The organism is Trueperella pyogenes, assembly GCF_001070855.1.
Classification (GTDB): Bacteria; Actinomycetota; Actinomycetes; order Actinomycetales; family Actinomycetaceae; genus Pauljensenia; species Pauljensenia pyogenes_A.
On sequence record NZ_JVLH01000006.1, the window covers coordinates 198134 to 212235 of the forward strand.

The 14102-nt window shown below is 54.2% G+C and carries 15 protein-coding genes; 6 read left to right on the top strand and 9 right to left on the bottom strand.

Annotation, left to right across the window (positions count from 1 at the left end; all coding sequences use genetic code 11):
• Window positions 1-5: 5 nt before the first annotated feature.
• Complete coding sequence (locus ADG72_RS02265; RefSeq protein ID WP_048711895.1) at window positions 6-995, bottom strand: stage II sporulation protein M; 990 nt, start codon at window positions 993-995, stop codon at window positions 6-8.
• Between the two features lie 19 nt (window positions 996-1014).
• Here ADG72_RS02265 and ADG72_RS02270 point away from each other — a divergent pair, with 19 nt between their 5' ends.
• Window positions 1015-1854, top strand: a complete 840-nt coding sequence (locus ADG72_RS02270) for an RDD family protein (protein ID WP_048711897.1) — start codon at window positions 1015-1017, stop codon at window positions 1852-1854.
• Between the two features lie 33 nt (window positions 1855-1887).
• On the opposite strand, the gene ADG72_RS02275 is transcribed toward ADG72_RS02270, so the two are convergent.
• Window positions 1888-2397, bottom strand: coding sequence for a DUF3499 domain-containing protein (locus tag ADG72_RS02275; RefSeq protein WP_048711899.1), 510 nt, complete (start codon window positions 2395-2397; stop codon window positions 1888-1890).
• Between the two features lie 93 nt (window positions 2398-2490).
• Here ADG72_RS02275 and ADG72_RS02280 point away from each other — a divergent pair, with 93 nt between their 5' ends.
• Window positions 2491-2910 carry a metallopeptidase family protein gene (locus tag ADG72_RS02280; protein WP_048712071.1) on the top strand — a complete coding sequence of 140 codons (420 nt, stop codon included), beginning with the start codon at window positions 2491-2493 and terminating at the stop codon, window positions 2908-2910.
• Between the two features lie 117 nt (window positions 2911-3027).
• On the opposite strand, the gene ADG72_RS02285 is transcribed toward ADG72_RS02280, so the two are convergent.
• From ADG72_RS02285 to ADG72_RS02295, 3 genes are all read right to left on the bottom strand, one after another.
• Window positions 3028-4335, bottom strand: a complete 1308-nt coding sequence (locus ADG72_RS02285; RefSeq protein ID WP_048711901.1) for a DUF5719 family protein — start codon at window positions 4333-4335, stop codon at window positions 3028-3030.
• 79 nt (window positions 4336-4414) lie between these two features.
• A complete protein-coding gene (locus ADG72_RS02290; RefSeq protein WP_048711902.1) occupies window positions 4415-7456 on the bottom strand; it encodes a glycosyltransferase in 3042 nt (1013 codons plus the stop codon).
• Window positions 7456-7749 carry a WhiB family transcriptional regulator gene (locus ADG72_RS02295; RefSeq protein ID WP_009409184.1) on the bottom strand — a complete coding sequence of 98 codons (294 nt, stop codon included), beginning with the start codon at window positions 7747-7749 and terminating at the stop codon, window positions 7456-7458. Before ADG72_RS02295 ends, ADG72_RS02290 begins: the two co-directional genes overlap by 1 nt.
• 274 nt (window positions 7750-8023) lie before the next feature.
• Between ADG72_RS02295 and ADG72_RS02300 the strand changes: the two genes are divergently transcribed.
• Window positions 8024-8758 (top strand): TIGR03089 family protein, encoded by a 735-nt coding sequence (locus ADG72_RS02300; protein WP_048712073.1) that lies wholly within the window; start codon window positions 8024-8026, stop codon window positions 8756-8758.
• Between the two features lie 63 nt (window positions 8759-8821).
• On the opposite strand, the gene ADG72_RS02305 is transcribed toward ADG72_RS02300, so the two are convergent.
• The 3 genes from ADG72_RS02305 to ADG72_RS02315 are packed head-to-tail and all read right to left on the bottom strand — an operon-like array spanning window position 8822 to window position 10966.
• On the bottom strand, window positions 8822-9502 hold the full coding sequence (locus ADG72_RS02305) for a hypothetical protein (protein WP_048711904.1): 681 nt from the start codon (window positions 9500-9502) through the stop codon (window positions 8822-8824).
• A 48-nt stretch (window positions 9503-9550) separates the two neighbouring features.
• A complete protein-coding gene (locus tag ADG72_RS02310; RefSeq protein WP_048711906.1) occupies window positions 9551-9991 on the bottom strand; it encodes a GtrA family protein in 441 nt (146 codons plus the stop codon).
• An 18-nt stretch (window positions 9992-10009) separates the two neighbouring features.
• Window positions 10010-10966, bottom strand: a complete 957-nt coding sequence (locus ADG72_RS02315; RefSeq protein WP_239667629.1) for a glycosyltransferase — start codon at window positions 10964-10966, stop codon at window positions 10010-10012.
• A gap of 216 nt (window positions 10967-11182) precedes the next feature.
• Between ADG72_RS02315 and ADG72_RS02320 the strand changes: the two genes are divergently transcribed.
• From ADG72_RS02320 to ADG72_RS02330, 3 genes are all read left to right on the top strand, one after another.
• Window positions 11183-11818, top strand: coding sequence for an NlpC/P60 family protein (locus ADG72_RS02320; protein WP_053090544.1), 636 nt, complete (start codon window positions 11183-11185; stop codon window positions 11816-11818).
• Between the two features lie 123 nt (window positions 11819-11941).
• On the top strand, window positions 11942-12325 hold the full coding sequence (locus ADG72_RS02325; protein WP_048711910.1) for a hypothetical protein: 384 nt from the start codon (window positions 11942-11944) through the stop codon (window positions 12323-12325).
• Window positions 12309-12680: a phage holin family protein gene (locus tag ADG72_RS02330; protein WP_048711911.1), complete on the top strand. Its 372-nt coding sequence runs from the start codon at window positions 12309-12311 to the stop codon at window positions 12678-12680. Before ADG72_RS02325 ends, ADG72_RS02330 begins: the two co-directional genes overlap by 17 nt.
• A gap of 283 nt (window positions 12681-12963) precedes the next feature.
• Here ADG72_RS02330 and ADG72_RS02335 read toward each other — a convergent pair whose 3' ends face one another.
• Window positions 12964-14100 carry an acyltransferase family protein gene (locus ADG72_RS02335; protein WP_048711913.1) on the bottom strand — a complete coding sequence of 379 codons (1137 nt, stop codon included), beginning with the start codon at window positions 14098-14100 and terminating at the stop codon, window positions 12964-12966.
• Between the last annotated feature and the right edge of the window lie 2 nt (window positions 14101-14102).

Genomic DNA, 14102 nt, shown 5'->3' on the forward strand with positions numbered 1-14102 from the left:
CTTTCTTAGATCACAGGTGTCGCGTAACCGGCGTCTTCGTCAAGGTCGCCGCTCACTCCCGCGCGATAGGCACGTCCACCGGCCACGAAGGTGTAGATCCACACGCCCGCGGTTAAGTTCACACCGCAGGTGATCTTCAGCCACAGTGGAAGATTAGACGGGGTGACGAAACCTTCGATGGCTCCGCACAAGAAAAGCAAGATCACCATTCCCAAACCAACAGTGATCATCGAGCGCCCTGCCTCGCCGAGCGCTTGGCCTCGAGTCTTTCGCCCAGGAACAAGCCACGCCCAGAAGAGGCGTAAGCCCGCTGCGGTTGAGATCCAAATTGCTGTAAGTTCCGGGATGCCGTGGGGAAGAATAAAACTGAAGAAGTGCGCGGGGCCGGCATAGTGAATGACAACCGCAGCGGAAATTCCTAGGTTTTGGGCATTCCCCCACAAAGCCATAATTGGATAGAACCCTGTGATTCCACCTGCAACGACACGCAAGGCAATAAAGGCATTATTAGTCCACACATAGGACATGAAAGAGGCATTGGTGTCTTGACTGTAGTAGCTGGAAAATTGTGTTGTCGCGTAGTTCTTCAGCTGTTCCGGACTTCCCAGCATGGAGAGAGCAGCGGGGTCACGCAAGATCCACCACGTCTGCAACGCTGTCATCGCGATGAAAATGAGCATGACCGCAATCGTGACATAGCGGATCCGATACAGGGCTGCGGGAAGATCATAACGGAACCAACGCGAAATCGCCCACAGGCTCGCTCCAGCCGTTCCCGTCAATCGAGCTCTTGCATGCAAGAGCTCACCAGAGAGATAGGAAATGACATCTTGATCCGGGTTTTGTGAGCGTACTTTCGCAAGATCAGCGGTGACCTGCCGATAAAGCACTGAAAGCTCATCAATTTCCGGTCCCGTCAATCGGCGCGAATGCGCCAATTGATGAAACCGATTCCAATGGCGCATATGTGAAGCTTTTAGTGCGTCGATATCCATACAAGATATAGTGTCATACATGAGCGAGCTTCCTGTAAACGTCCAACGAATTTCTGATGAATCTTTCATCAGCGGCGAGGGCGTCAAACTCGATCTCAAACCCGCTTCTCCTTTTGTCAGGGCCGCTGCTTTCCTCATAGACCTGACCCTGTATGTTGGAGCTTTTTTCGTTCTCTTCTGCATTCTTGTTGCTGTCACCTTTGATCAAGGCCTTCCACAAACCTTGGTGAAGGCAATCTTCGTTATCATTATTTTCTTGTCTTTAGGAGTCCTCCCCTTTGTTATTGAGGTCTTCACCCATGGTTATTCCCTCGGCAAGTGGGCCTTTAACCTAAAAGTTGTGCGTCGGGATGGCGGGATTATCACCGCGCGTCACGCCTTCGTCCGCGCAATGACTGCAATAGTGGAAACTTACATGTTCTTCGGCCTGTTGTCTTTCATGGCAACGGTCTTCTCTCCGCGAGCGACACGCCTAGGAGACATCGCAGCAGGGACCATGGTTATTCAGGTTCCCGAAGCTGTCTTCTATCCACCGCTGGTTATGCCCCCCGACTGTGCTGAGTGGGCATCTCATGCACAGGTCCTTCCGATCCCGGATGAGCTGCACTTTGAGTGTATGAATTTCCTGCACAATAATCGCCAGATTCTTGACCAGCTCCGTCTGTCGATCGCAATGTCCTTAGCGGGACGAGTTTCGGCTTTTGTTTCACCCAAGCCGCCAACAAGTATTCACCCCGAGCGTTTCCTTGCAGCGGTTCTTGTTGTTCTGCGCGACCGGGAGTACGCGAAGGAACTCAAGCGACAAGACATCCTTGAAACCCGCCGGCAACAGGTGGAAGCCGTACCCTTCGAGGTCTAGTGCACGCGCGCAGCCCTCTTATTCCTGATCGGATTATTCTTGATCGGAAGAAGGCTCCTCGGTGATCAATTTAAACTGAGCCCGGCGACGAGCCCACGGCGAATGTGGATCGAGGGGGCTGGAGGATTCGGCCTCGTGAGAGCTAGTCGGTTGAGCGAAGGGACCAAGCTCAGCGTGTGCCGAGGCCGTAGCGCCCGTTTTCGCGGCAATTGCAGGCTGAGCAGGAGTCTGGGTTTCCACGTCGTCAGCGTGCTGTGAGCGGTTTCGGGTGTGTGCTGCGGCTTGGCGAACCGCGTCAACAAGAGCCATAAGGTCATCCCCCGATGGAGGTGCCGGTTCGAAGGTCGTCTGAAGGCGCACGATCTGCCACCCACGCGGGACCGTCAAACTGTTTGCATGGTGCTCACACAGGTCGTAGGCGTTGGGGTCTGCAGCAGCTGAAAGCGAACCGACAACAGCAGTCGAATCCGAATAATCGTAGGTGAGTGTAGCTACAGCAGGCCTTGAGCAGCCGGGCTTAGAACAGTGTCGAACCGAGATCACCGCTCTACAATACGGCATTTTCTATTCCTATTGCGTGCCCTTCGTCGGCAGGTCCTCAGCTTGAGCGCAGAGGTGAGCGATACCCTTATGTGTATGGCTCTCCCATCAGCTTTTCCACGCACCCGTGACCGCCATGGCCGCACCCCGCGCTATGTTCGTCTTTTCCCTGGGCTTCCCGCGTGGAAAACGCGTCGGGAAACATTTGATTCGACCGTTGCCCTTGTGATTAGCGAACTCACCGAGCGCTGGCCTGAGGTTGCGACAATCGAGTTTGCAACCGAGGACGTTCCTCCCTCAGATCCAGCTCCCTGGGAAGACCACGGGGTAGTTTTAGCTCGCGTTTTTCCCGCGGACCGACGTAAGGGACTGGGAGACCGCATCGTCCTCTACCGGCTCCCCATCACCATGCGGATTCCTCCTACAGACCTCTATCCGGCATTGCGCGCACTCATTGCCGAGCGCGTCTCACATATCCTCTACATCTCACCAGAGGAACTTGATTCCCTCTCCTAGGCGTTCTGGCGACCTCGCATTGCCGCTGTAGAAGGTGGCAAAAGGGGCCACGCAGGCTTTGCGCAGGCACGCTTGTGCATCAAAGCATGCTTTGAGCGTGTGGACGCTCTTTGCAAGCTAGTGAACGGTGATCGAGGTCGATGCCTGCTCGACATCGTCTGCACTCAGCGGCCATACGGCACGAAGCACTCCACTGGGAGTTTTCGCTTCCACCTCAATCGCAATCGCAACATCGCTTGGAGATTCTAGGCCCCTGCCCTGCGAGGGAAGATCCAGCATTGCCATCTTCCCGGCTTCGAGGGTGACCTGTTCATCTCCCAGTTGAAGCTGGATGCCACTTTGAGAGTGCACAGAGGTGAGCAACAGATGGGAAGAAATCTCATTGACTCCACTACCGCTCTCTTGCGCAGTCCCGCGTAGAATCGTCGAGCTCAAGCGCGAACGAACCAGCGCTTCCACTGTTGATGCAGAAGGTAGTTGAGCGTGAACTAACCCCTGAGCAGAGCTCATACCCGCGCGCATCCCCCAGTGTTGTCCTCCGGGATATTCTTCCTGCTCGGCATTCGTCACAACCTGAGCCACAAGCGGACGTTCGGCATGAACACGCAGGGCATAGCGTTCATCGGTGATTCCGTTCAGCGGAACATCAACGACCGTTCCCGCGCTCACGTCCAATTCCCCGCCCGGCACATTAAAGGTGCCAGCGTCACTGGTGTAGCTCAAGGCGACGTGAGTATCGGCCTCGTCATCTGCTGCCGAAGGAGGAACAAGAAGACGCAGGCTACTGCTCCCCTGCTTTGAAAGCCCAAGGAAAAGCTGGTCCTCCCTTGGCTTTGTCCCACTCACGCTTGTCACGCCTTTAGGCACTTCTCCCTGCATTGCAGAGCTTTGCACCCAGGTTGCCACTCCTTGACCATCGGCGTGGATATGTACGGCCAGTGCGCTCTCTTCTGGGAAGAGTCCCCCTGCCAGGACAGATTGAGTGGAACGGGCCGGAATCGTCATCTGGTGCGGTTTGACATCAATGGGGCCGTTTGCTCCGTACCCCTCAAGGGTCACCACAGAAGGCGAAGAATTGGGGTTTGCAAAGGTCACGACCAAGTCTTCGCCGCTGGTACTTGATCCCAGAACGCTCCACTGGTCATTCGCCGGCAATTGGCATGACGTCATACTCAGACCGCGAAGCTCTCCCCCGCCTTGGCCCATCACTCCAAGCGTTGTGGGAAGGGTGTGCGCAGAGGCATCCGCGCGAAGGATTGTCCATTCTCCGCTGGTGTCATGTTCCCCGGCGGAATTCCACACTGAGGCAGCAGATACACCTCCATCAAGGTGGAATGGATCGACAATCCCTGCCGGACAGGCATAGTTAAGGGCTTCTGGACGCGCGTGGACAACCTGGGGCGCAGGAAGTGAGGGTTCAGGCACGACTCTGCCTATTCCCCACGAGGCAGCGCCTAGGAGTAGGAGCGAGGCGGGGATGGCGCCAATAGTGAGAATGCGTTTTCTATTCACCATCGTCTACTACGTCCTTCCTCCCTCGAAGAAGCCCACAAAGCATCACCGCGGCAGCAAGTGCGCACGCAGCTTTCCACGCCAGAACCCAGTTCGAGCGGAAGTTCAGCACGAGCTCACCTTCGGATGGAACCGAAAATGCCGTTCCCCACTGATTCGTTGCTTCAGCTTGCTCCAAGTGCTGCCCATTGAGAGTTGCAACCCAATGCGAGTTCTGCCGTTCAGCAAGGCTAAGGACCCCCGGGCCCGACACGTGTGTTCGCGCACCGATAACACCGCTTGCGAGCTCTTCACACTGGGAGTCTGCAGATTCCGAAGCAAGGCACAAGCGCGCGGGCTTACGCCCATCTGGACGCACTCTCCATGCGCTCCCGGCCTCGGTTTCACCGATCTTCTCAATACCGGGTGCACGATCCAGTGTTTGTGTAATAGAAGACGCTGCAGGTCCCTGGGAGTGCACAATGATCGTATCGACGCCGTGAAGCGCTAGACGCTTGGAAGCAGAATCGTCAGGGAAAGACACTAAGGTCGCGATCGTCTCCCCCAATTCGACCCGCGCTGGATCGCTGGTGTTGTTCATCCTGTCATGAAGTGCCACCCACGAGGCCACAGTGGAATGTTCAGTCCATTGCGAACCTGCGCCGCGCCAGATTCGAGCATCGAGGTCACCATCGGCGCCGACGTTGAGCACAAGAACCCGAGCATCCCGCGAAGAATTCTGTGCGTAGCGAGAAACAAGAGGGATCTGTTCGCTGGTCGAGCGCGCGCTCCACTGCGCTGAAGGGAGTACCTCAAGCCAGGGGTTAGCCGCCATAAAAAGAAGTGGGATCAGTCCAACACAGGCAACGAGTTTCCATCCTGCGCGGACAATTTTTCCTTCATTTTCTGTACCTTTGACGCAAAGCAATGAAGCACAGATCAGGGCTAAAGCCTGAACGCTGAGCAGCGCTCCACCCCAAGCAAACAGCGGGCTATTGGCAGAATCAACTGGAACATAAGACAGGGCTAATGCTCCGATACCGCTCACAAGCGCAATGCCCACGAGCGCCGGAAGAGAAGCCGGGAAGGAAGAAGAGCCTCGGGAAGGAAGAAGAAAACGCCCGAGGCTCAGCAGAGTGACCAGCCAGAGGCAAAGGAGAAGGAGCACGCAGATACCAAGCCACGCGGCAGAAGAAGCTGCGGGAATACCCCAAGCGCCCAAACCGAAGGGGGCACGCTCATAGGAAGCTACGGCCTCGGCGGGAGCAAGAAGTGCGGGCCAGGCACGCCAGGCAATTGCATCGACAAAGAAGGGCAGACACAGGAGCAGGGCGGGAAGAGTTGCTGTGGCGCGGTTGAGATCACGTGAAAAAAGCACAAGCGCGCATACCCCAAGCAGCGGGTAAGCGGCGGTAATAATCAGCCCAACGATTGCCGCGCAAGTCCAGCGGCGACCCACAATGACATGTCGGTCACGTGGAAGAGAAAGAAGCAAAGCTACCCACAGGGGCATAAATACATGCACAGCAAGGGAAGCCAGTCTTCCGCTGGTCATTGCGAAAAGAGCACTGGGAAGAGAGGCCCACAGACACATCAGTGCCACTCGCAGTGAGCGCGATGATGTCAGGCGCATGCTGAGGACGTCCATATTCCACGCTGCCCACGCAGGGCTCAGGACCAGGAAGACGTAGAGCAGTACCGTTGGCGCGATGCCTAGAAGCGCAAGTGGAGCGCTTACAACGCTCAGCAGCTGGACAAGAGGGTCCACCGCATGCGCGGAGCCATCGCCAGAAGGCAACCAGCCGGACCAAGCGTAGGTCCACAGATCAGCGAAGCGGTCGGGAAGGTTGAGCCAGGCTCCCCCATTAATCGATCCCAGATCTAAGCGGTAGATCCACACAGAGAGCAAGAAGAGCGCAAGGGTCGTGACAACGCGAGGCGTCAGGTCGTTGCTGCGACGTTCAAGAAGCGAATCTTTCCACGAGGCCTGTTCCTCAATAACGTGAGCGCTGCGGTGCGTGCGGCGAATGCGAGAAGCATCAAAGCGCCCAGTGAGTAGCGGGCGTAGTGAGGAACGCGGCTGGCTGGCACAGCGGGCATGACGCGCCCGTGCAGCCACAATATGCGGGATATGAGCAAAGAGGCCAAGCCACGCAAAGAAACGAGCATAGGCTGCGCGAGGGCGAGCGCTGAGCAGCAAGGCAAGGCAGCTCAGGGGAATCCAGAGCAGGGAAGCCAGAGCCTGAACAATGAGTAGCAGTGGGTTTGCGATGAGCGTGGCGAAATAGAACTCGCTGGAACGCCGAGCTCGAAGCGCCGAGGCACGCCGCAGGTTTTGCGGTGAGGAGACCTGCAGGTGAGTGAGATGGGCCTTTGGGGCCGCAACAACGCGGTGGCCTGCTCGGTGAAGCCTCCAGCAAAGCTCAAGTCCTTCGTTGTACGGACCGAGCGCTCGATCTAAACCACCGACCTGATTGAAAGCGGAGGAAGCCACCAGAAGACCCGCACTACCACCGGCAAGAACGTCGGTGACACCGTCATACTGTCCCTGGTCGATTTCTCCATCCAGAACAAGCGGAACGCGCCTTCCTGAGGCTGTGGCGTGGATTCCCACTTCGGCAAGAGTCCCATCAGCGCGGAAAACCTTTGGAGTTACAGCTCCAATAGATGCCCCTGCCTCGCTAGCTGCAAGCTGCTCCTCCAGACAGGTATCTGCCGGAAGACAATCATCATGGAGGATCCACAGCCAATCGCTTGCGGTGATGAGCTGCGAGGCGGCGTGATCTTTGGAAGCTTTAGCAAGTGCGTCGCTGATGTTGCGCGCACGCCCAACGGAGATCAGCAGCGCATTATCGGGGAGGTCCTCAGCGACGACAACCTGTCCCGAGGTCAAGGGAGAAGTTCGGGGGGCACGCACATCGCAGACGATCAAGTGATCAACCACGCGGCTCTGCGCAGCTAGGGCATCAAGAAGTGAACGCAGCTCGGGGCTCATTCCCCGAGCGACGACGATGGCTGCGACTGTCCCCCGCGAGAAGGGGATGCCCCGAGCCATTAGATGGCCGAGCGGCGCAGTCGACGACGTTCGCGCTCTGACAGGCCACCCCAAATTCCGAAGCGTTCATCATTCGCCAATGCGTATTCAAGGCATTGCTGGCGAACCTCGCAAGACTGGCACACGGCCTTTGCTTCGCGAGTCGAGCCTCCCTTTTCAGGGAAGAAGGCTTCGGGGTCGGTCTGAGCGCACAGTGCGTGCTGCTGCCAGGCTAGGGGACCGTCAGAGAAGGGAAGAGCTTCAACATCGGCGTCAGACCACTCAATAGGGCCGTCACCCAGAATGTTCCACACGATAGTATCCCCTCTGTGTGATGAGATGTAACAAAAAGGTCAATACGAGAATTACACGCGTGTCGTTTCCACCTGTCAAGCGGATTAAGGATAAAGGGAATGCGTGCTGAAGGCCTTCAAAACAGTGCACGAATTGACGCTTTATGCAAGTCCAAAAGCGCAGAAATCCGGGCTTTCCGCGGAATTTCAAGGAAACCTGAACATAAAGCTGGACACTTGCTGTGAATATTGGGCAAAAACAGCACATTTACACCCTTTCCGCTACCCTTTTTCTATGCAAGCCATCTCACATTTTCTCTCGACAACCTCGCGGGCAAATCATCCAATTTTGACCCACTATCACAGTTTTCGAGATGAGATTTCAGGCCCCGTCGCCTCTCGATGGGTTTCAAAAATGGCAAATTTACTTGCTTCTGACCTCAGTAATGACCTGTTCGGAAATGCTGACACCCCCTCTAGCATTCTGATTGAGCTACCAGCGGGCTGGCAGGGGACATTTTGGCAGGTCAGCGCGGATTTGATGGGTTGGGAAACCCGAAATACGATTTTCTCCCAGTATTCATCCAGTAACACTTTCAGCTTCGATGTGCTCGTCAGTAACGAGCTTGCGACCCTCGAAGCAAGCACTGCAGCATGGCGCCTAGCCCATTCCACCGCTCCCCTGGCTATGCGTTGGAGAGGCTCTTTACCCTCTGGGATCCTTGACGCACTGTCCGAGCTCATGGCTCAAAGCGATCAATTCGAGTACGAGGCACTGGACAGCGCCCCTTCCATGAAGGATTACCTCGCGCAGATAAAGGTGGGCGAAGAGGACCTTCTGAAGGAGGCCTCGGCACAGGGACCACCCACGCGCTTGGGGCTCTACAGCGAAAGCTTCCCGACTGCTCCCCTACTCACGCGACTATGGATGGATGGACACAGCGTTGTTGTTGTCGAGAAATCCCACTACACCCTCGAAAAGGCTCAGGAGATTTTCGTCAGCGAAAAGGTTCGTCTTGTCGTCGATTAGGAGCTGAAAGCGCCACACTCAAGGGCTGCTCAACAGCCCGTTAGTGGTGCGGGTGAGATCTCATCACTTCTTCAGGTGGAAGATCTCTGTTCCTGTTCGATTGATCTTTGCTCCATCGCCGGTTTCGATGTCCCAGCAAACCATTGCCTCGCTTGTGCTGGCACACACGTCATTGCCAGCATAAACGATTTCTCCATAGGCAAGGGTGCGCAAACGCTCGCCCTGGTTCGTGGGGAGCGGACCATCGCGACGAGCGGAAATATAGGGAATTTCTTGGTCTTTGGAGAGCCCTGCAAAAAGAATATTGTCTTTGGCAAGCGGTTGCGTTCCCGGGAAAAATTCCTGCTCACCGTAGGGCTTATCCTCACGATAGGAATCGACCATACATAGCTGCAAAAGATCGTTAGCAAACCAGCAGTGGATGTTTCCAGAGGGCGAATTCACCCAGATTCCTTTGGAATCTCCGGCATCCTCCAAGCGGCTTGCCCCCTGGGGAATTGAGCCGAGTGTTGGGGTCACTCCCCTATCTTCAGCATTCGCGGTGGCACTTTGCGTCGAGGTCGTGGGAGAAGAACTTTGGGAAGCCTCGCTTTGCGCACTCCCCTGCGTTCCATTCCCGCTTGCCGAGGCCGCCGGAGAGCTCTGTGCACCTGAATTCCCCGAGCCCGTCCTGCAGGAAGTCAGAGAAAAGCTGAGCAGACCGATGAGGGCGATGGTAGAAACTTTGATGGTGGGATTACGCATAATGGGACCTCCAACAGCGTTGTGTGGATGTGTTGGAAGGAAGTATATCTACTTCTTGCGGGTAAAAATGAACCTATACCCCAAGTAGTTACACACCGCTCCGGTACCCATTGCAACGATCTTTGCGGCAGGTTTCAGCAAGGATAGCGAGACCCCGACACCGAGTGCGGGAAGACCATGGACAATCACCCAGATGATGGCAGATTGAAGGACCATACCCGTAAAAAGAGTCAGCCCCGCAAAAGAAAAGAACGAGGCCCAGGAAAAACCTTTTGCTTGGAAGACAAAGTGTTGGTTAATCCAATAGCTCACGCACACGGTGATAATCGTCGAGGTGATATTCGACGGGATCACCGGCAGATCAAAGCCCACCGAGAGCAGCGAGAAGAGCGTAAAGTCCAGAAGCGAGGTTCCAACACCCACCAAGAGGTAACGGTAGAAGGAACCCGCTTCAAGAAGACGCTTCCACGCCTTTTGAAAGACGTTCATAGATTGCGTTGTCGCTTATCAGTTCGGGAGCACTGAAGAATAGCGCAGGTAGGCCAAGCGCATGGCTTCGCGACGAGTCTTCAAATTACCGGATTGGAGAAGCCCGACCACGAAGGACAAGACACCAACTATTACCAGAGAGGATGCCAGTACAGCGCTGGGGAGCTTCGGAACATTGCCGGCCTGGATGAAATGCCAGATGACAGGAGCTCCGAAGCACAGGGCCAGAAGCATGAAGATTGCCGAGAAGATCCCGTAGAAAGCCATGGGACGCTCGTGCGCAACCAGACGGCCAATCAGTCCAAGGATTCGGAAACCATCGTGGAAGGTACGCAGCTTGGATTCTGAGCCTGCGGGGCGATCCTTGAAGCCGACGCCGTACTCGGCCTGAGGAACACGCAACGCCATGGAGTGGACTGTGAGTTCGGTTTCGATCTCGAACTCACGAGAAAGCGCCGGGAAGGACTTGACGAAACGGCGAGAGAAAACACGGTAGCCGGAGAGCATATCAGTAACAGTGTCGCCAAAGAGGAAGCCAACCAAAGAGTTGAACATCTTATTGCCCTGGGCGTGACCCGGGCGGTAGGCGGAGTTATCCTTGTCGTCAACGCGGCAGCCCAGAACATGATCAAGGTTTTCACGCACTAACAGGTCGATCATTTCGGGTGCAGCAGCAGCATCGTAGGTGTCATCACCGTCGATCATCACGTAAACATCGGCATCGATGTCCGCGAAGGCACGACGTACAACATTACCTTTGCCCTTACGAGTCTCTTTGCGGACGATTGCGCCGGCTGCGGCTGCAACTTCAGCGGTGCGATCCGAAGAGTTGTTGTCGTACACGTAGACTTCAATTCCTGGAACTGCATTCTTCAGGTCCGTGACAACTGTGCCAACTGCGGCTTCTTCGTTATAACACGGGACGATTGCTGCGATACGCACCTTGAATTCCTTTACTCCGACATCGAGGGCCACAGGCAGAGCCTGCACTCATGCGTATAGCCTAGCGAAGATCACTGCAATTTAGCGAGATAGCGCCCCCGGCAAGTCTGTTTTACATGAAAGCACACACAATGAGTTGCATCTCTTGACATGGCGAATAAAAGTCGGATGTTTCTTGGTTCTCTCTTTCCTAATCTTTCTGATGTCGGCCGATAAAGAAAAACCCGATACATCTGAAAGGAGGAATACATGCCTTCAATTTCAAAGTTGATTGAACGAATGCGCTACTGGTGTGAAGAAGTGAGTCTTGGATACAGTCAGGGGCCGAAACGGTGGAATATCTACCCCGGCGGAGAAACTGACTGTTCAGCATTGGTCATCCATTGCTTACAAGAAGCTGGTTTCGACACCGGGAGCGCAGAGAGCACAAAAAATCTCAGCGACCAGTTAGTTCCCCGAGGCTGGCGACGAATGCCTGCAAATGGCCATCCAGAAGCAGGTGATCTCTTGCTCAATGACGGACTTCATGTCGCTGTCTACCTTGGCGGCGGAAAGCTCGCCGAGGCTTCACTCAACGAATTCGGAAAAACCACCGGTGGTAACCCCGGTGATCAGACTGGACATGAAACCCATGTCACTACCTACTACAACCGACCGTGGAAATGCTATCTGCGCTACACCGACTATTTGGAAGGATTTGACAACATGACTGCAGATGAAGTGAGGGCCATTATGTGTGGTGGCGGAATCTTGGTCCGAGACCGCTCTGGACAGGACACCGGTATTCACACTGATTTGAGCAATGAAGCAGCTTGGAATCGAACGAATTTCGAGCGTATTTACGAACGCTTGGATCAAATTGAGGAACTTCTCAGTAAGAAGTAACGCCTGAAACACTCAGGCTTCAGCTTGTGGCATTCCATTTCCCAGAATGCGAATGCCACAAGCTGTCTCCCTCAGATGATTTCCTCGGTAATATCCCATCACTCAAAGGAGCACATTGCCGCTATGGAAGCGACAATCAAAGATGTTCTCGAGCAATACGAATTCGCAAAGAAGGTGCTTGCCGCACCAACGTGCGATCTTGACGAGATCCGTTCTTTTCTCAGTCACATCAACAATGCCGAAATTCTCAATACCAGAAGACACCAACTAAAGATTGCAAGCTTTTACAACGAATGGGTAACACCTGCCTGGCAGAGCCTAAGCCCCTCAGATCGTGCGGTTCTCACCATTCTCTACGTGAAACAACACGTATCACGTAGCGCTGCAATGGAAGACGTCTGTGACTATCTCTGTGTTGAGAGAAGCAGTGCTTACCGCTACCGAGAACAAGCCTGTCACCGTTTTCTTTCATATCTCAAGGTGAATTACCATGAACAAGCTGGTTGAAGCCCTTGAATTCACAGTCGATCAAGGGACAAGCCTCACGATTGTATTTATCGCACTTATGGTCACTGACTACATTACTGGAACTATGGCGGCCTGGAGCCAACATTCCTTGAGCTCAAAAAGCGGCCGTATTGGCATCTTCAAAAAGATCACCATCTGCCTGATCATCGCGCTCATGAAACTGATTGATTGGTTGATCGCAGGAAACAGTGGCTTACTGTTTACCAGCGTGGTTCTGTTCTACTGCACCAATGAGGCAATCAGTATCCTAGAAAACTGCCAGTGCCTAAAAGTTGCTCTTCCCGATCATTGGCTCGAGACTCTTCGCTCGTTGTTTTCCTCTCATCAGAGCTAGACAAAATAGATAGGCTGTCGGGGATGCGACTCACGCATCCCCGACAGTTCGTTTAACGCGATTCTAGATCACGCGATACCGAAGGTCTTCTCCCAAGATTGGACAGAAACCAATTGCGTATAGCCTAGCGAAGATCACTGCAATTTAGCGAGATAGCACTCCCGGCAAGTCTGTTTTCTAACAGAGTTTGGAGAAGACAGTTACCTCATTTGACTCCCCGGGATTGTTCGGATGCTTGTACTCAGGTAGTCGTCAAGGAAGAAGCCGCCGGCAACCCCAAAGATTAGGGCCGGGAAAGCACTTTCAGGAAAGCCTTTTCGCACGGCTGGACAACGAGCCGGAAAATTACAAAACAAACAGCAAAAAGCACCAGATAAATAAGCACGATACTCAAAGAGGCATATGCAAGTCGCCATACACCGCCAGGGCTGGGAACCGAGAAAACAAATCCCCACAGGTGGGGCTTAAAAATGAAATTCTCGTGAAGAAGGTAGACGCCAAAAGTTGCCGGAGAAAGCGTCAGGACAAGGGAAGAGAGTTTCTCATGCGTCGAAGCATGCGTACGGCCTGAAATGTACTGAAGCGTCAAGATGAAAATAAGCACGCCACAAATCACGGAAAGGATCGGAGACGCCCCCGTACCGGCTGTGAAGAGATTTCCCGGGTAGTACAACTGTTCCCTGAGGAAAGAAGAAACAGCAATTGTATGCGTACCAACCATGCAAATGAGCGCACAGAGTATCATGATCGCCATCGCGAAATACCAACGTACGCGAGGCAAGCGATCTTCGTGTCGACGAATCAAAGCCCCGATGAGATAGAGAGTGCACAGATAGGATGCATCGGTAAAAGCCCATGTGTTTGCCGGGTTCAGAATATGCCAGATAAAGGTAATCCACAGCGATAGGCACAGCAGTGCCCCGTGCTGCCGAGCTGAGGTCGCGTCAAGAAGAATATTGATATAGGGCGCGACAATCACCATCACAACGTATGCACTGATGAACCAGTACGCTCCGAATGTCACTGGGAATACGGACATCAGGATAGAACGAGGATTGACAAAATACTGGCTGGATCCTACAAGGAGCGAGAGAACAAAGTAAGCACCCCATAATCCACACGAATATATGAAGGTCTGAATCCAGATTTTTGCTACTCGTGTGAACGGGCTGCGTGTACTACGTGATAAAAAGTAGGCTGAGATGAGAACGAAAACCGTCACGCCTACTTGTCCCGGCATGATCGTGACCGCGTGGAGTGCTGATTTCCATGACTGGGCGAGTGCTGGATCTATCCGTGAGGGAGAATCATCGGAAGCAAAATAGTGCGTCGCGACAATGAGGAACATCGAGAATATACGCAGAAGTTCGAGTTCCCAATGACGTTTCGCGGCTGGCTTCCCAATTTGTGCAGCACTCATTT